Annotated in this window: 21 protein-coding genes; 4 read left to right on the top strand and 17 right to left on the bottom strand. The window is 42.7% G+C overall.

What is annotated here, in order from left to right; all coding sequences use genetic code 11:
• Positions 1-100 precede the first annotated feature (100 nt).
• From FLK61_RS02185 to FLK61_RS02155, 7 genes are all read right to left on the bottom strand, one after another.
• Positions 101-739 (bottom strand): hypothetical protein, encoded by a 639-nt coding sequence (locus FLK61_RS02185; RefSeq protein WP_176007908.1) that lies wholly within the window; start codon positions 737-739, stop codon positions 101-103.
• A gap of 327 nt (positions 740-1,066) precedes the next feature.
• The gene (locus tag FLK61_RS02180; protein ID WP_176007907.1) at positions 1,067-2,437 is read right to left on the bottom strand and encodes an MATE family efflux transporter; all 1,371 of its coding nucleotides are present in this window, start codon (positions 2,435-2,437) and stop codon (positions 1,067-1,069) included.
• Positions 2,438-2,783: 346 nt separating this feature from the next.
• Positions 2,784-3,974 (bottom strand): GTP-binding protein, encoded by a 1,191-nt coding sequence (locus FLK61_RS02175; protein WP_176007906.1) that lies wholly within the window; start codon positions 3,972-3,974, stop codon positions 2,784-2,786.
• 31 nt (positions 3,975-4,005) lie between these two features.
• On the bottom strand, positions 4,006-5,001 hold the full coding sequence (locus tag FLK61_RS02170; protein WP_176007905.1) for a CobW family GTP-binding protein: 996 nt from the start codon (positions 4,999-5,001) through the stop codon (positions 4,006-4,008).
• Between the two features lie 135 nt (positions 5,002-5,136).
• The gene (gene dcd / locus FLK61_RS02165; RefSeq protein ID WP_176007904.1) at positions 5,137-5,682 is read right to left on the bottom strand and encodes a dCTP deaminase; all 546 of its coding nucleotides are present in this window, start codon (positions 5,680-5,682) and stop codon (positions 5,137-5,139) included.
• 315 nt (positions 5,683-5,997) lie between these two features.
• Entirely contained in the window at positions 5,998-7,452 is a 1,455-nt protein-coding gene (bglA, locus tag FLK61_RS02160) for a 6-phospho-beta-glucosidase BglA (RefSeq protein ID WP_176007903.1), read from the bottom strand.
• A 12-nt stretch (positions 7,453-7,464) separates the two neighbouring features.
• On the bottom strand, positions 7,465-9,357 hold the full coding sequence (locus tag FLK61_RS02155; RefSeq protein ID WP_176007902.1) for a beta-glucoside-specific PTS transporter subunit IIABC: 1,893 nt from the start codon (positions 9,355-9,357) through the stop codon (positions 7,465-7,467).
• Between the two features lie 159 nt (positions 9,358-9,516).
• Here FLK61_RS02155 and FLK61_RS02150 point away from each other — a divergent pair, with 159 nt between their 5' ends.
• A complete protein-coding gene (locus FLK61_RS02150; protein WP_176007901.1) occupies positions 9,517-10,227 on the top strand; it encodes a GntR family transcriptional regulator in 711 nt (236 codons plus the stop codon).
• Between the two features lie 352 nt (positions 10,228-10,579).
• Here the strand turns inward: FLK61_RS02150 and FLK61_RS02145 are convergent, their stop codons facing one another.
• Complete coding sequence (locus FLK61_RS02145; protein WP_176007900.1) at positions 10,580-10,759, bottom strand: hypothetical protein; 180 nt, start codon at positions 10,757-10,759, stop codon at positions 10,580-10,582.
• Positions 10,760-10,900: 141 nt separating this feature from the next.
• Here FLK61_RS02145 and FLK61_RS02140 point away from each other — a divergent pair, with 141 nt between their 5' ends.
• Positions 10,901-11,365, top strand: a complete 465-nt coding sequence (locus FLK61_RS02140; protein WP_176007899.1) for a hypothetical protein — start codon at positions 10,901-10,903, stop codon at positions 11,363-11,365.
• 138 nt (positions 11,366-11,503) lie between these two features.
• On the opposite strand, the gene FLK61_RS02135 is transcribed toward FLK61_RS02140, so the two are convergent.
• The 3 genes from FLK61_RS02135 to FLK61_RS02125 form a co-directional block, all read right to left on the bottom strand.
• Positions 11,504-11,746 carry a YesK family protein gene (locus FLK61_RS02135; RefSeq protein WP_176007898.1) on the bottom strand — a complete coding sequence of 81 codons (243 nt, stop codon included), beginning with the start codon at positions 11,744-11,746 and terminating at the stop codon, positions 11,504-11,506.
• Between the two features lie 109 nt (positions 11,747-11,855).
• The gene (locus tag FLK61_RS02130; protein ID WP_176007897.1) at positions 11,856-12,347 is read right to left on the bottom strand and encodes a YhfM domain-containing protein; all 492 of its coding nucleotides are present in this window, start codon (positions 12,345-12,347) and stop codon (positions 11,856-11,858) included.
• A 215-nt stretch (positions 12,348-12,562) separates the two neighbouring features.
• On the bottom strand, positions 12,563-12,757 hold the full coding sequence (locus FLK61_RS02125; RefSeq protein WP_176007896.1) for a hypothetical protein: 195 nt from the start codon (positions 12,755-12,757) through the stop codon (positions 12,563-12,565).
• A gap of 68 nt (positions 12,758-12,825) precedes the next feature.
• Here FLK61_RS02125 and FLK61_RS02120 point away from each other — a divergent pair, with 68 nt between their 5' ends.
• Positions 12,826-13,116 carry a hypothetical protein gene (locus FLK61_RS02120; protein WP_176007895.1) on the top strand — a complete coding sequence of 97 codons (291 nt, stop codon included), beginning with the start codon at positions 12,826-12,828 and terminating at the stop codon, positions 13,114-13,116.
• Positions 13,117-13,157: 41 nt separating this feature from the next.
• Here the strand turns inward: FLK61_RS02120 and FLK61_RS02115 are convergent, their stop codons facing one another.
• Together FLK61_RS02115 and FLK61_RS02110 are read right to left on the bottom strand one after the other, a co-directional pair.
• The gene (locus tag FLK61_RS02115; RefSeq protein ID WP_176007894.1) at positions 13,158-13,301 is read right to left on the bottom strand and encodes a hypothetical protein; all 144 of its coding nucleotides are present in this window, start codon (positions 13,299-13,301) and stop codon (positions 13,158-13,160) included.
• A gap of 14 nt (positions 13,302-13,315) precedes the next feature.
• The gene (locus FLK61_RS02110; RefSeq protein ID WP_176007893.1) at positions 13,316-13,504 is read right to left on the bottom strand and encodes a hypothetical protein; all 189 of its coding nucleotides are present in this window, start codon (positions 13,502-13,504) and stop codon (positions 13,316-13,318) included.
• A gap of 726 nt (positions 13,505-14,230) precedes the next feature.
• Here FLK61_RS02110 and FLK61_RS02105 point away from each other — a divergent pair.
• Positions 14,231-14,788, top strand: coding sequence for a hypothetical protein (locus tag FLK61_RS02105; RefSeq protein ID WP_176007892.1), 558 nt, complete (start codon positions 14,231-14,233; stop codon positions 14,786-14,788).
• Between the two features lie 191 nt (positions 14,789-14,979).
• Here the strand turns inward: FLK61_RS02105 and FLK61_RS02100 are convergent, their stop codons facing one another.
• The 4 genes from FLK61_RS02100 to FLK61_RS02085 form a co-directional block, all read right to left on the bottom strand.
• Positions 14,980-15,303 (bottom strand): nucleoside triphosphate pyrophosphohydrolase, encoded by a 324-nt coding sequence (locus FLK61_RS02100; protein WP_176007891.1) that lies wholly within the window; start codon positions 15,301-15,303, stop codon positions 14,980-14,982.
• A gap of 79 nt (positions 15,304-15,382) precedes the next feature.
• A complete protein-coding gene (locus tag FLK61_RS02095; protein ID WP_176007890.1) occupies positions 15,383-15,814 on the bottom strand; it encodes an HIT family protein in 432 nt (143 codons plus the stop codon).
• A gap of 95 nt (positions 15,815-15,909) precedes the next feature.
• A complete protein-coding gene (locus FLK61_RS02090; RefSeq protein WP_176007889.1) occupies positions 15,910-16,725 on the bottom strand; it encodes an ABC transporter permease in 816 nt (271 codons plus the stop codon).
• Positions 16,722-17,648: an ABC transporter ATP-binding protein gene (locus FLK61_RS02085; protein WP_176007888.1), complete on the bottom strand. Its 927-nt coding sequence runs from the start codon at positions 17,646-17,648 to the stop codon at positions 16,722-16,724. The genes FLK61_RS02090 and FLK61_RS02085 overlap by 4 nt, the downstream gene beginning before the upstream one ends.
• Positions 17,649-17,700: the final 52 nt, after the last annotated feature.

Raw genomic sequence — 17,700 nt, 5'->3', positions numbered from 1 at the left:
TCCTTTAAATAAGAAATATTCATATACCCCATGACTAAACAATAAATAATAATTAAAACATCTTGGTTAAACAGCTCCCACATACTTCCTATCCTCCTAACTATTTTTCCATATTGATCATCTGTTTCATCTCCATTTTCGCAAGGTTAAAACCTGCTTTCATTCCATTTGCAAAGCCATTTTGATAAGTTACCGTATCTTCATCTTCTTCCTGTAACTCTGCTTTCACTGAATGATTATTTTCAATCAGAAGGATCAGCTGATTCAAATGTTTAAGTGAAATTTTATCAGTACTATTTATTACAATCGAAATATAATTAGCCACCTGCTCATAAGCGACACTCATCCCTTCAAACATACCTCTTTGATTATCTGGAGAAATATTTTTGAGATCGTCTAATGCTTCCTCCAGTATATCTTCTTTGAAGTGGGTTTCTTGAACAGTTTCCAACAGGTCTTTTTTGCTTTGTTCTAGATTACTTTCTGAGAGTCTTCTAAACAACTTTTCTAAATCTAGTAGCTTTTTTTCCATTTCTAACTCTCCCCTTTGATAGTCAAAATCCCTTACCATCCTATTCACAATATAGCGATACGCTATATTCATTCCTTTTGATACTAAGGCCAATTCCTCCTCACCTTTGTGCATGTCTATTCTAGAAGATTGCTCCATTTGAATAAAGTCCTCTATGCAATCTTCAATTTTGGCCCCTCTAAACATTCGCTTACGATAGTTCGTCATTACCAACCCCTCCTCTGGTAATTTATAGGTTATCATTTGTGTATACATTTGTAGACATTTACTCTTAGACTTTATAGATAACTTGATATAGGAAGTAAACACTTAAAATAAATGAGAATGCGTATATGAAATTCCATATAATTTACTTTTTTGCACAACATGTGCTGAATTTAGCACAAACTTCTGGCGTTTTTGCACGCGCCATCCTCGATTTAGTACAACTCACCCTAAATTCAGCACCAATCCCTCTAAATTCATCAAGCTACCCCTCCCCAACCTGAAAAAAGCAGCAGACACCTGAGTGCCTACTGCTCACCTACTATTTTCTCACCCACTAGCCTCTGCATAATCGTCCTGCAAAATTGCCGGGTCGCCATACTCCTTCTTAACAACACGCCAAGTATAGATGGCGCACAGGCCGCCAAACATATTGACGGTAAAAAACGTCCAGTAAAAATACGTGAGGTCGTTAAACTGCTGTGTTAAGTACCAGCCTACCGCTGCTATGACAGCAAAATATGCGGCGTTAAGCACGAGCGCAATCACACCTTTGTTGATTTGCTCCAGCGTCGTGAGCGCCATCAGCACTAGTCCCATAATAAAATAGGACGGCGCCAAAATCCGTATAAAATCGCTAGCAAATCCGATCGATACCGTATCCTCTAACATGACTCCCACTACCGCTTCATATGAAAATAAGAGGCTAACTCCAATCACAGCGTAGACTGCCATTGTAAACAGAACAGCTACCTTATACGCATCTAGTACTCGTGAGTAATAGGCAATGCCTGCTCCTATGTTGCTATTCATTATAATGCCTAAGCTACTTCCAATTGCTATTGCAGGAATGATAACAAACGTTTGAATCGAATACGCAACACCAAACCCAGACACGGCCTCCATGCCAAAAGGTGTCACGATGCGGTTAAACAGAAAATTACTAATAAAGATGATGATATACGATAACGAGATAGGTAGACCAATGTTTCTCAAAAAGATAAGGGCGGGTTGGTAAAATACTGCGTACTGACGCTTCCACTCGATTAGCTTATATCGGTGGAGCTTCACGATCGCTATAGCTGTAAAAACGATTGAGCTAATTAGGTTTGCGTACACAATTGAAAAAATTCCAAGCTCCGCATGAAAAGCGAACAGGTAGACGAGGCTGATATTACTACCGGCGTATAGAATATTGAGGAGCACAGAGAGGTTCACGTATCCTGCTCCGCGCAACGACGATGTGACTACCATCGTAACTATCACGAGGATGTTCACAAAAAACATGGCACTTAAAAAGCTTACAAACGCTCCGCTAATATCTGCAGGAACTTGATAGTAGGCGGCAATAACAGGTGCTGTCAGATAAATGAGCACAGCCACTATGAAGGAGATGCCTATACTAAACGCGGCCATATTGACGATCGTGCGTTTCAATTCTTCCTGCTTTCCGCTTCCCTTCAAGCGAGCGATCAATAGTTGATTGCTGATTTGAAAGCCCTCTGTTAAAGCAATGGTGAGAAACGCGAATGGCGTATACAACGCCCGTATGTATATATCTGTTGCACTAATGTTACCCATAAAGGCAATGCTTGCAAGTTGCACAATCATCGTAACAGTAGATGCTAACAGGAGTGGAATACTTGTTTTAAGTAATAGTGGAAAGATGGAATCGTGCTTAAAATCCAGTGTGCGCCCCATGATGTCCTCCTCGGAAAGTCTATACGAGAAGTATAGCACGCCAGATTAAACATTTTCCATATTTGTATGAAGTATCTATAATATGATTCTGTTAATGACAACTAGCGCGATAACAAGCAGTACTTTCCGCGCAGAATGGCAGTTCGCCCTTCCATTTTATTTACTTTTTTTCACAACATGCGCTGAATTTGGCACAAACCTCTGGCGTTTTTGCACGCAATCGCCCCGATTTTGCACCGCCTCACCCAAATTCAGCACCACCTCCTCCAAGCCCAGCACAACCCCCTCCCCGAACTTCCATCCAAATAAAAACGATGCCTCCACATAATCGAGGCATCGTTCTTTTTTAGTGCTGATTAGCTTCTACTTTTTCAAAAGGATTCTTAATTGTCGTCCAGTCCGAGTCAAGCTCATGAGGTGTTAATAGACAACGGTCTAGCTCCTCTTCTACTAAATGACGAGGAAGGTCAACCCCAATGATCACAAGCTCTGTCTTCCGATCCCCAAATTGAGGATCCCATTCATCCTGTAGACTTTTATTTGCCTGCAGATATTTTTCCTGTTCGACTCTAGGAAGCGCACCTATCCAATATGCGACAGGACTTAACGAGATAGATGGTCCTGCTTGAGAAAGCATCATGACGTAATCATTATGTGTCGCAGTCCAAATAGCTCCTTTCGCTCTTACAATCGCCGTTGGAATACGGCTGAGCCAAGCGCCGAAACGCTCCGTATGGAAAGGCACTTTTCTTCGATATACAAAGCTTGAGATACCATACTCTTCTGTCTCAGGAGTGTGCTCTGGAGCATCTAACTCTTTGATCCATCCTACCGATCTACTGGCCTGATCAAAATCAAAGCGCGTGTTCGATAATATATCTCGAGATGAAATTTTTCCGTAGTTAGTTCGAATTACCTCTGCTTCTGGCTGTAACTTTCTTAAAACACCTTCAAGCTTTCTTAGTTGTTGTGGCTCAATCATATCTGTTTTATTTAACACGAGGACATTACAAAACTCGATTTGATCAATTAACAAGTCTGCAACCTTTCTCGTATCGTCTTCTCCAAGGGATTGCTCGCGATCTAAAAGCGAATCTCCAGACTCATAGTCATGCCAAAAACGATAAACATCCACTACGGTCACCATGTTGTTGATGTAGCAAAATCGAGTAAGGTCAATGCCCGTCTCTTCATCAATATAAGAGAAGGTTTGCGCAACCGGCACAGGCTCACTGATACCTGTTGACTCAATAACAATATGATCAATATTCCCTTGCTTCACGAGATTCTCTACTTCGATGAGTAGATCCTCACGCAAGGTACAACAAATACATCCATTCGACATCTCTACAAGCTTTTCTTCCGTTCGCTTAAAGCCTCCCTGATCAATCAAATCTGCGTCCACATTGATCTCGCTCATATCGTTCACAATGACAGCAATGCGAAGCCCTTCCCTGTTTTGCAATAAATGATTAAGCATTGTCGTCTTCCCAGCGCCAAGATAACCACTCAGCACCGTCACAGGTATTTTTTCCACTTTCCCCACTCCTTCTTGTCCGAAAATAGTGTTACATGCTATCTAATGAGGGCTGCACACTCACCGTGCAAGCATCAAATGCTCTCTGAAAGCTCTCCTTGTTTAAATTCTTTCCTATAATGACAAACTCACTTCTTCTAGCTTCATTCGCTTCCCAGATCGTGCCCGTTTTGGCTGCAACAAGCATGTGGACACCTTGAAAGACAAGGCGATGATCCAAATTGGCTACAGAAAGAATGCCTTTAAAACGGTACATATTCTCTCCTTGCTCCTCTAGCACACGAGAAAACCATCCTTCGAAGGTCTCGATTGCTATTGGCTTATCTGTACGCAGTACAATGGAGGTTGTACCATGATGAGGAGTGAACGAATGTGTGTCGGCTACCGGCTTCTCATGCAAGTCAAATGTAAACTGTCCGATTAACATAGATGGGTCTACGCTGTCACAGTCCTTCATATACATAGGCGCATGTGGATTGATTCCACAAACGAGTTCTTCTACAAGCTTTCGCTCACTTTGTGGAATAAGCTCTGACTTATTTAAAATAAGTACATCTGCAAACGCTACTTGCTTTCTTACTTCTTCGTGCATATGAAGCTGTTGTTGAATGTGGTAGCTATCAACGACGGTTACAAATGTATCCAGATGATATAGCTCTGCCAAGTCCTGCTCCACAAAAAAAGTTTGTGCGACCGGCTGAGGCTCTGCAATCCCTGTTGTCTCAATGATGACACGATCAATTGGTTCGTGCCCCTTCTCATAAATAGCACTTGCTAATCCATATAGCGTATCAAGTAAATCCGTACGAATTTTACAGCAAATACATCCATTATTAAGCTCTAAAATATTTTCTTCAGCTCCTATCACAAGCTGTTGATCAATTCCTGCGTCTCCGAATTCATTTACAACGACAGCAATTCGTTCCTTATGGCGCTCGCTTAATAAATGATTTAAAAGTGTTGTTTTACCTGCACCTAAAAAACCTGTCAGCACAGTAACCGGAATGCGATTTTGGTGCTCCTCCACATCTATAACCTCCAGGAATACATAGTTAGGTCATTCATTTATGTAAATCGTAATTATTACTATTTACATTGAATAATACAGATATTATAGGATTTTTTCGCCCTTGTCAAACCGTCTTTATTCTTTACTATATGCTTATGATCCTCGCTTTGTATCACGATCTAAATGAATACGACTACCCATCGCACCTCGCTGGTTCTGGTATTTCCCCCTATAAGGTACAGTTGCTGGGCGATCCATCTTTGCTAATACAAGCTGACAAATACGTCGTCCTGCCTGCAATTCAATAGGCACACGATTCGCATTGTAAAGCTCAAGCGTAATTTCTCCTTTAAACCCCGGATCAACCCACCCTGCGTTCTGGATAAATAACCCCATTCGCCCTATACTGCTTCGCCCTTCTACAAATGCACTAATATTATCTGGCAGCTGAATGACTTCTTGTGTCGTTGCTAGCAGGAACGAATGTGGTGCAACAATCATTAGCTCTCCATGTATTTCCTCTGTCTCCACAGGATCCTCTAACGACAGTGCGCCTCCATCTCTAGCTTTTATTTGCCTAAACGACGTTCCTAGCGTTAAATCCACGCTTGCTGGCTGAATTTGTTCTTCTGCTACATCACTAATATGTAACGCGCCAGACTTCATCATGTCTCGAATGGTTTGATCAGATAAAATCATCTATGCTCCCACCTTTCTGTTTGTATAGAAAGCATATCACAAATCGTAACAATCACGTTTTAAATAGTCGAGAATGTTTAATAGCATATGTTTGTTTCTATGATTAAGTTAGTTGATACAAGGCTTAAACTTTCATTTCATTTACTTTTTTGCACAATATACGCTCATTTTGGCACAAACCTCTGGCGTTTTTGCACGCGCCATCCTTGATTTAGTACAACTCACCCTAATTTTGGCACCACAGCTCGGCATTTTGGCACCACTCCACAACAACCCAAAAAGGACCGCCCAACCCGGGCGGTCCTTCTCCTCACACTACTTCTGCTGCTGATAATCTAGTACTCTGCCAGATGCAATCACGTCTTTATACCAATGGAAGGAGTCCTTCTTCTTACGTTCCATCGATCCATTGCCTTCGTTATCACGATCGACGTAAATCATGCCGTAGCGTTTCTTCATTTCTCCTGTTGTAAAGGAGACAATGTCGATAATGCCCCACGGTGTATAGCCGATGAGTTCAACGCCGTCTTCGTTCACAGCCTTCCCTAATGCTTCAATGTGAGACTGTAAATACGCAATTCGTGCGTCATCATGAATAGAACCATCGTCCTCAATCGTATCCACAGCACCAAACCCATTTTCCACAATAAAGAGAGGGATTTGGTAGCGATCATAAAAGCGGTTGAGCGTATAGCGAAGGCCTGTCGGATCAATCGACCAGCCCCAGTCACTCGCCTGAATATACGGGTTCGTCACGCCGTGTGGCAATCCGCCGTTCACGATATCTCCTTTATTGTCAGCTTGAACGTCGCTCTTAACCGTTGTCGACATGTAGTAGCTAAAGCCGAGATAATCAACCTTGCCGTTGAGCAAAATCTCCTCATCTCCATCAAGGATTGGGATATCGTAGCCCTCGCGCTCAAATTCCTTCAGCGCATAGCGTGGATAGTAGCCACGCACCTGCACATCTGGGAAGAAATAGCGCTGGCGCATATACTCCTCCGCTAGCATCACGTCCTCTGGATTGGAGGAGTACGGATAGATCGGCACGTGCGACACCATCGCCCCAATCTCAAACTCCGGATTAATCTCTCTCCCCTTCGTGACCGCAAGCGCACTCGCGATTAGCTCATGGTGACCTGTTTGATACATGATCTCCTTCGCGTTCTCGCCTTCCTCAACCGTCACACCTGAATTCGTCCAGAGGAAAAGAGGGTTGTGGACGTCCATTTTGTTATTGATCTCATTAAACGTCATCCAATACGTTACCTTGTCTTTATAACGATTGAAGACAACCTCTGCAAAGCGGACGAAGTGATCGACCACTTTACGACTTCTGAATCCACCGTATTCACGAGCTAAATGAAGTGGCATCTCGAAGTGAGAGAGCGTGATAACTGGCTCAATACCGTGCTTAATGAGTTCATCAAATACGTCATCGTAAAACTGTAGGCCTTCTTCGTTCGGCTCCTCTTCATCTCCTTTTGGGAAGATACGGCTCCAACCAATGGATGTACGTAAGCATTTTAGACCCATCTCGCTAAACATCACGATATCTTCTTTAAAACGATGGTAGAAATCGATCGCCTCGTGATTTGGGTAAAACTCATTTTCTTCGATCTCGGCTGTAATTTTACGAGGAACACCGTGCGCACCTGCTGTCATTACATCGACAACACTTGGTCCTTTTCCGCCTGCGTTCCATCCACCTTCAAACTGGTGAGCAGCTAATGCGCCACCCCATAAGAAATCTTTCGGTAACTGTTGCATGTGATTCGCCTCCTATTTGACTACCGTAAATAACGGCTCTGTTCCTGTTGGCTTTTGCGTGTCGCGAATAACGACGGCTTCAAACTCATCTGCGTTTGTGATGATAACGGGCGTGGTTGTGACAAAGCCCTTCTCCTTAATTTGGCTATCATCAAACTCGATAAGCTCCTGCCCTTTCGTAATTTTGTCGCCTTCTTTTACTTTTAATGTGAACGGTGCCCCGTCCATACTAACTGTGTCTAACCCCACGTGAACGAGTAGCTCAATGCCACTTTCTGAACGTAGACCGATTGCGTGCTTTGTTGGTGCAATCATGACGACTGTCCCATCAAATGGCGACGTTACGCGGTTTGATTCTGGCTCAATTCCAACTCCTTGCCCCATAGCTCCAGAGCTAAATACCTCGTCTGGTACTTGAGAAAGTGGGATGATATTGCCCGCTAATGGTGCTTCAATAGATTCTTCATTTTGATTCGTTGACGATGTGGACGATGTGTTCTCTAACGTTTCCCCCGAAGCATCCTTAGCAGTATCCTCGCCGTAGCCAAAGATTCCAATGAGGACGACAGGGATCACAATCGCAATCGCACAGCCGATCAAGACGCCCCAAATCGAGCTTGGAGACTCTGCGCCAATCGCGTTGACGATCGTGAGTGGACCTGGCAGACCAGCGTAAGCGAAGTAATAAGGATTAAAGAAGCTTGCGACAATCGCACCTGATGCACCGCCGATACAGCCATATAGGAACGGCTTTTTAAAGCGAAGCGTTACCCCGTAAATCGCGGGTTCGGTGATACCGAAAATACCTGTCACACCGGCTGAGACACCAACCTTACGCGTCTCTTGATTACGCGCTCGAAGTACAACTCCAAGCACGGCACCGATTTGCGCGACAACGGCAATTGTTTGGTAGGCCTGGAACGAGTCTCGCCCGTATAAATCAAAGTTTGCGAGAACCATCGGCGTGATGCCCCAGTGAACGCCAAAGATAACGAGCACTTGCCAAAAGGCACCGATCAAGGCACCTGCTAAAGCAGGGACATTCTCTGCAAGGAAGTTGTATCCGTTTGCAATTCCATTAGCGCCAATTGTGGATAATGGACCGATTAAGAGAATCGTTACTGGTACCATAATCACTAATGAGATTAGCGGTACAAACAGTGGTCGCACTACTTCATGCATGCGTTTATTTAAGAATTTTTCTACGTATGATAGCATCCACACCATGAATAATGGTGGTAATACAGATGATGTATACACTGTTTCAGAAAGTGCTAATCCAAGAAACGTGATTGTTTCGCCATCCGCGATTCTGCCAGCGATTTCTGTCCAAGTTGGACTGACTAAAGCTGCACTCGCTGCTACGGCAATGTACACATTACTCTTAAAGTGTCTCGCTGCCGTTATGGCAATGAAGATAGGTAAAAACGTAAATGGCGCCCATGAGATAAAGCTAAATACCTCATATGTCCCCGTTTGCTCGAACGCTGGGAATAGCAGTGTTACGAGGATCAACATCCCCTGTAAAATACCCGCTGCAGCTAAAATATAAATGAACGGAGCGAAAACAGCCGACATTGTTGCAATAACACGATTTAAAATCGTTCCTTTTGCCTGTCCAGACTCCTCGTTATCTCCTGTCTCTAAATCTACTAAGCTTGCAAAATTGTCGTAAACCTCTCCAACATGCTGCCCAATAACGACCTGAAACTGTCCGTTATTCTCTACTACTGTAATAACACCAGGCATTTCGGAAACTTTTTTCTTAGCCTTTGGATCAGAACGCTTTAATACGAGACGAAGTCTTGTTGCGCAACGTGTCGCATTTGCAATGTTCTCTTTCCCGCCGACAGCCTCCAAAATATCACTAGCGAGCTTCGGATAATCTCTCACCTTCTTAGACATGTTCACTCTCCAATTTGACCGTTTTATTTTAATTGTACCGGTATAATAATATAATAACATATTAATTATTTTGTCAATAGCTAATATAGAATAATGAGGTTTATTCAAGAATATGGTACACTTAATCAACCAATAATCTGATTGGAGAGACCATTCACCATGCTAAAATACCAACAAATAGCGCTTGATATTGAACGGATGATTGAGACGGAGCAACTAAAACGCGGTGTCAAACTACCCGTGCTTGAAGCTCTCATGAAGGAGTTTGAGGTAAGCAAAAGCACGATTACAAAAGCGCTTGATCTTTTAGAAAAAAAGGGAGTTATTTATCAAGTTAGAGGTAGCGGGATTTTTGTTCGCGGCCATAAGCGGAAGGGTTTTTTGAGTCTCATTTCGAATCAAGGCTTTAAGGATAGCTTAGAGGAATTTGATATTACGTCTGAGGTGTTGGAGTTAAAAATCGTTCAGCCTGAACGATATGTAAGAGACGCACTGGATTTACCGGAAGGGGCTGAGGCTCACTATGTAAAGCGAATTCGCTATATTAACGGGAAAACGCTTTGTGTGGAGAACTCTTACTACTCCAAGGAGCTTATTCCTTATTTGAATAAAGAGATTGTGACGGGGTCTATTTTTCATTACATTACGGAAGGTCTGAAGTTGCAGATTGGTTTTTCGGATATGTATTTGCAGGTTGGAAAGCTGACGGAAGAGGAAGCCGGCTACTTGCAGCTGAAGTCTGGGGATCCGAAGCTATCTGCTGAGACGATTTTTCATCTTAATAATGGGAAGCCGTTTGACTATTCGATGATTACGTATAACTATGAGCAGTCGCAGTTTTATGTGCAGTCTGGTAGCTATCTTCGGTGACCGAATGCTGGCTAATTTTAAGGGCAGCCCTTTGGGCTATTTACTTAAGAGCTAATTTGTTTAAATCTGCTCTACGAGCTGTCAGCCCTCCGGACACTCTACGACATCCATAGGGTCAGCGTCTGAGCCTACTCGTCAGGGGAGACCGCCTTCCTGCGTGGTCTCAGCCCCTGCCTATTCCTATGGATTGTCTCCGAATGTCCTCCGGATCTGCCAGCTCTGCGTTTGATTTAAAAAATATTGATGATTCTTTCGTTTGTATACGCCAGGAACTCAATTAGTAGTTTGTTTACATCATCACATATGAAAAAAGCTCCGCTCTCCTTGTCTAATAAGAAGAACGAAGCTTTTTTTAATCCTGCTTTAATTGATTCGTCGACGCTTTTAGTGATCCTGTTTCTGTCGCCATGTATACATCTAAGTACGTTCCGTCGGTAAACTGAATCACAACTGCCTTGTCGTTCACGCTCACATCCTGCACAACTTTACCCTCAAGCTTCTCTCGCGTCACAGTGAATTCTTTCTCCGCCATCGCTACTCCTCCTCGTGGTGTATCCTATTTCTAGTTTATCATAATGTCCAGCCGCTCTAATTACCAAAACGGAACCAATTATCTTCTCACTTCGTAAACCATACTACCCACTTATTTACTATGCGAAAGGCGGTATTAACAATGATTTTCCTTAGTAGTAATATATCAGCATCAGGTTCGATTCACTCCCTCGCTTCCACACCTGGATGGACACCCATTAATAGCCCGTGGACCGTAGTACTTTTTATCACACTTATCATGGGAGCCCTCTACACAATTGCATCCTTTGCTAATCACCACCCACGCTCCTTGTTCCAAAAAAACTTTTGGCAAGGACCTGCGGCAACAATCGTCACGATTACCCTATTCTCGCTCTCCTTTATCTGCTTCGCCTTAGCATTTACAGTGTGGACACCAGCTGCCCTCGCAGCGCCATCTCCTCTACTGTTTTATTCGCTTATTATGTACTTTCTGCTTCTTATCGTCGCTATTCCCTTCACGATCATCATCCGCGGCGCTACCACCCAGCGCGATCGTAGCCGCGCGATTACAATCTCCTTCCTTGGCACGACAATTGCGCTTATCCTCATCATTTTTCTCCTGTAAATCTACCTGGCTCGTGCGCAATGTCACGAGTCTTTGGGGGAAACCGCAAAACAACTATTTTTCCTATGTAAATCAACTGATCTAGTTCGCCTCTTCTCCAGCCACAAAAAAAACGCCCTACATTCAGGCGTTTTGCTGTTATGTTTTATACAGCGTATATAGAGAGACCCCCAAGATTACAGTCGCTAAAATGAGATATGCCGCTCCCTCAAGCCCTCTTATCACAATCATACTAAAAGGAATTAGAAAAACTGATATCGCAATAGCCCAAACTGACGGAACATATTTAGCATCCGGCTTCTTCTCCTCTAATTCCTTCGTCAGATAATAGACTGCTCCGCCTATAAGGAGACCGACTAAAATTGGAACGACTACTAGCATACTTGCTGTCTCCTTTACCCCGTAGTGGCATTAGTATCGAACTTCTTGCTTACTTCCTCTATCTTTTCTATCAATGGAAACGCATTATAAATTTACCTGCACGTAACAATTAATTTAAAAGTTCCTTAACCATCCCCCGCACTTGCGTGGTAAACTCTGTTTCAACAATATAAATCGTTTGAGTAGTTGATGCTCTAGAAAGCAAAATTTCTTGCTCCTCTTTCGTAATCCATAGATTTAAGCTTTGTTCATCGCCGTTGTCATACGTAATGTGTACTTGGTACTCTGGCTCTATTATGTCGTAATCAGCCATGCTTTGAACAGCATGTGCAAAGATTGCCTCAAATGCTTCCACCGATTCCTCCTCGTCAAACGTTAGCTGTTCGCTATCACGCAATCTCTCTACCGTGATTTCAGCTAGTCCATCACCCGTTAACAAAGGACTATCATTTTCTGCGACTGGATCGTTATCGACGTTCTCATTCTGCGCATTCACTTCAGATACATCATTTACGCCATCGCCCTGTGCATTCCCCTCTGACTGACAGCCTACGAGCAGCATAACAGCCACGTAGCCTACCATATACAAGAACCCTTTCATTTCATCCCCTTCTTCCTTTTGACGAAAATATGGTCACCTATCTCTTAAACGTTTAAAGACTGTCTCAAGTTACAATTTTTAACTATTTTTTTAGACAGTGATCCACTTCACTTCATTCGTCAAACTCAATAAACAATAGATTAAAAACCGCTAAACATACTCATATCTTGTTACATGACTATGTTTAGCGGTTAAAGTAGTTTCTACAATGGAAATCAATTTATCATATTTAATAGATCTAGCGTAAATAGAGTGATGAGAGTAGTGATCGCAGAGATTGCCATGATTATTAATAGGAGCTTCCAAAACGGTGTTTGACGAATATATGTGGCGACTTGTCTAAATAGCTTGAAGTCCGACACGTTAATACCTCCTTTGAGTAAAAGTCCCTTTGTGTAATCAAATCTCATGATCTACCTTCAATTCGATCCTTATTCCTGGTAAAATACAGGTAAAACTGGTGTGAAGGATGAGTGAATTGAATACATTATTTGAGCTTGCAGCAACGAACGTTTTCACTGTAGCCTTTAGTAGCTTTCTAGTTGGAGGCGTCCCGTTTTTACTTGGTTATTTTTTACTCAATCGAGTGTTTAACCTGTCTAAAGGGTGGAGTACGATTATTCCAGGTATGATCGTTCTTGTTATTCTCTTTGTGGCATCTATTATCACCATTAATGAACCACCATACCTACTCATTGGACTGGCGGCAGCGTTTTTAACGTACCTAGCCGTGTCAGAAGTCCGGTCTAGCAAATCAGCTACTACGTAAAAAAGCACGGAGAGGGATAATCCCTTCCATGCTTTTGTTTTTTAAAAGACCGATGCCCCTACAAAGATGAGAGCTCCAACTAGCACAATAGCAAGACCAACGACTAGAAAGCCGTACGAGAATCCCTTTATGACAGCAAAAACGTCGAGAAAAAGGTCTTTAAAAAAATCGCCTACTCGGTTCATCTCCATTCCCCCACTTATTTGTTATCTTGTTCCTGACTTCTTACTTGCTTTTGTTTAGAAACATTCATATTTTTAAGCATAATTGCCGCTATTAATCCTAACAGTCCGTTTGTGATTAAGACAGGAGGGATTTGCGGGTTTCCGTATAGAAACAAGAATGTTAGTAGTACTGCAACTATTGGTAAAAAATAAATGGATCCCATGACGCTTATCCTCCTTCATGTAAACTATTCATACTACCACGTACAAAATGGGAAATTAATCTATATTTACTACAAGTCTATCACTTTACCCACTCGATCTCAAACAGGTGCTAAAGGACTTTGCACCAGGCTTTGACGAGGAGCAATTCAGAGAGCTATCCAAGTGCCTTCAGTACAACGCAGGCATGCAAACGCTGGGAGTAAAAGAGGCCTGGAGGTATACTTTAGCCCATCACCAATTGAGGTAATGGGCTTTTTACGTAGTTTATAGAGCGTTCAAATCCGCTTCTTTGGGAATTTAACAAACCTCAAAGAAAGGAATCCAATTACGAACGTAGAGAACGCCAAATTGTAGAGCCACGTTACTTCTTGTCCTCGCCAGTAATCGATTAAAGCTAACACGATGTTCGTGCATATGAGCAAAGGTAGCGAGTACGTGAACAAGGCTTTTTTGTAAGACAAATAATCACTCCTTCTTCCTTAACATTTTAAGACTGCTCTTCTTTTTGAGAAATGTTTGATCTCCGTTAATAATATTTCTCACATTCATTTGATCGGAAGAGGCAATCACCAATAATTTGAAACTAGTCTCCATTATTACCGACTAAAAAAGAGGTATCATTCTTGATGATACATCTTCATCGTTTTAAGTATAGCTGTCTTAATGTATATACGATTTATACTGGCAACTAGTAACAGGTTAACATTTTTGAATGGAGGAGAAAAATGAGAATTAGATATACTGTTCCTTTAGTAGCAGTAATTATAACTATCATTATTGGATTTATCATTTTAGACAGTTCTACAGAAAATATCGTACAGGGTGGCGATACGACGAATGTACTTTTCTCAGATGCAGATGAAATGGAGGCGTATGCGGATATAGTAATTGAGGTAGTAGCTACAAATGATAACACACACGTTTCCAGAGGAGAATTCGACGGTCACACGTTAACAAAAGTAGAAGTCCTAGAGGTGTTTAAGAACAATACTGGCAAAGATATTGGGCCATACATGGCAGTTGCAGAGCCTTATTATGTCTCGGATCGGATAATCGGGCATGATGTTATTACCTACGGAGATTATATGCCTTTAGAAGAGGATGGCAATTACATTCTATTTTTAAGCTGGGCTGAAAACATTGAAGGGTATTGGATTGTCTCATTAGAACAAGGCCAGATTAAGCTTGGGGAGGATGCATCAGATGACGAGCAGACTGAGTTTAGATCCGAGCAATATCAAAACCTAATTGAGAGCGTGAAAGAAAAATACAATAAAAATTAGTAACAATACAAACGACTAAATCTAGGTTAACTAGATACCATATGCAGTTGGACCGCGAACAATTAATTAAGCCGATTAATGACGCGGCCCTCTATATTTTTGTTTAGACGAAGGTAATTATTTTTACAAGCCCTACATCCACCCTCAATTCAGTAGTCAAAGTCCTTTCCTGTAAGCACCTTGCATCAACTTTAGTCTTCAACGCTTATCAAAAACACCCTCTCCCTAAAGCCTCCCCGTTCTTCCGTCTTCTTCTTTCGAACGGCCTCGATTTCCGATAAATCCGCCCCTACTCGCGTTGCATACGTATGGATTAATTCCAATATATCCGCCATTTCTTCGATACGATCATGATCCGAACCAGCACCTCTAAGCTCCTCGACCTCTTCATGCAACTTCTCAATAAGCGCATGCTCATACTCCGCTTCATCAAGCACTCGTGTCACAGCCCTCTTCCCCGTCGCTTCGACAATCCCAGGTATCCCGTCACGCACTAGCTTGTTGTAAATAGGCATCGTATCCCTCCCTTATACATTTTTTTGAGAAAATAAGGAGTTACTGGTTTATAGGAGTAACTCTTCCTCCTATCAGCTTCTATTCATGCAACCCCTCTACCGCCTTAGAAATCTTCTTTCTCGTTTCCTCCAATATGCTCGCTTTTTCGATAGGAAGCTCTTCTTCACCTTCTATGAAAAAATCGGCAAAGTTTTGTCCTTCGTACCTTGGTACAACGTGCATATGAAAGTGGGTCAAGTCATCAAAAGCGCCACCGTTTTGGCACACCGTAATCCCATCAGGTTTAAACAAGTGTTTAATCGTTTTTGACATCCTACTTGCTGCTTGAAAAACGGCGCTCGCCGTATGTTCATCCAACTCATCCATGTAACGAGCATGGGTTTTAGGGACAATTAATACATGTCCTTCACTGTATGGGTTATGGTCTAGAATACAACTAACATCGCTATCCTCAAACACAACATACACAGTCTCTTCTTTATTAGCTAACCGACAGCCTAAACAGCTCATCTACACTCTCTCCTTTTATGAAACAACATTGGATATGCATCCAACTCGATTTTCTGTCCACACAATAAGTCACTTAAAGGTGCAATTGGGAGCTCCTAATAATGCCCCAAATTCCCATTCTTCCGCGCCACATTGAGCATGAGGTGAAAGAGGAGCAAGCCGATGATCATGTAGCTGATGGAATGTGCGACTAGAATGACAAACTCCGTAGACGCGAAATTCGCAAGCGAACTTTGCGATTGGGACATCGCGTTTAAGTTTATGACGCCATATGTGATAGGCAGTTGTTTTGCGATCAGATCAATCACGAATGGCAAAGAACCCTCTGCTAACGTAATGCCGGTGAAGAATAAAAACGCATAGTTTAGAAGTACAGTGATTGCGGAGATCCGTTTAAATACGATGGATAATCCCGCTAGCATGAAGGAAAAGCCGTAGATTCCTACCATCGTTAGCGCAATGACAACAGCAAAGAAGAGCCAGTCGACGGACTGGAATAGGCCCGCTACTGTAATCGGTTCAGTAGAAATGGTGATGATCACTGTGAACGTAAGTAGTGCAAGAACTATACCGCCGATAGCATCAAAAATAAACGTGGAAAATGCACGGCCAAACAGCATCTTTGTGAGGGACGTTTTTGTTAAATAGATCTGTTCGAGTGTGCCAAGCTGCATTTCCTCTTGGAGAATAAAGGTGAAAACAGCGATCGAGTTGATCCCCACGTACCAAATGAATATGCCGATCAAGAGCTGGAACAGCATCGCTTCTATATTCGCTGCAGTTTGAAAGATCGTATAAAAAAGTCCGATAAAGAGAACGAGGTACGACACGATTTCTGCGGCGGAATCCACGTAATAACGTCTAAACATGCCTTTAAATTTATGAAATTCTGCGTGTAAGACGTCGATCATGTCATCACCTTCGTAATCTCCAGGAAGATGTCCTGTAGGTTTCGTTTGCTGTTTTCTAATGAGATGATTTGCACACCTTGTTGCTCAAGCACCGCAATCACTTTAAACACATGCTCGTTCGCGACCTCTAGCTGCAATCCGTCTTCTGAGATTGCGCTCCACCCTTGGATCTCCGCTCGGACAGATGCCTCGACCGGCGTTTGTGTTTGGATCGTCCACCTATTTTCCCCTTGATAATGAGAAAAGATCGTCTCTTTATTCTCATGCAGAATGACTTCCCCTTTATCAAAAAAGATGATCTCATCGGCTATCTTCTCCGCTATCTCCAGCTGATGCGTTGTAAGGAGGACGGTTTTACCCTGCTCATGGCTGAGCTCTTTTAAGTAGTCACAGAGCTCTAGCGTCGCGCGAACATCTAATCCTAAGGTCGGCTCATCGAGCAAAAAGACGGGCGGATCCTTGATCAGTAGCACAGCTAGCGCCACTTTTTGTTGCATGCCTCGTGAGAGCTCGGACACGTAAGTGTGCTTTTTATGTAGTAAGCCTAACTGCTCGAGAACAGTATCAATCATCGGAATGAGACGTTTGCGCGGTAGCCTATTTAACTTGCCAAAGTAGTAAAGGTTGTCGTAAACCGTTAAGTAATAATAGACGTTGCGCTCTCCTTCGAGTATGCAACCCACCTCGCCGAGCACTTTTTTCGAGCTTGCCGGAATGTTATTGACGGTGATCTCGCCACTGTCGAGCTTTAATAGCCCGCACATCCCTTTCATGAGCGTCGTTTTGCCAGATCCATTTGGACCTAATAGAGCGGTTATTTTGCCTTTCGTCACGCGTAAAGATAGATTATGTAAGACATCCACGGAGCTTTTTCTCTTTCTGTAGCTCTTGGATGCGTCCTTTACTTGAACTGCGAACTCCATGTAACCATACCCTCGCTTTATTTTTTTGGATGAAACTTGTATGATTGTAAAA

The organism is Paenalkalicoccus suaedae (assembly GCF_006965545.2).
Lineage (GTDB): Bacteria > Bacillota > Bacilli > Bacillales > Salisediminibacteriaceae > Paenalkalicoccus > Paenalkalicoccus suaedae.
Note: the sequence above shows the minus strand (reverse complement) of the source record. Positions and strands in the feature narration are given on the sequence as shown.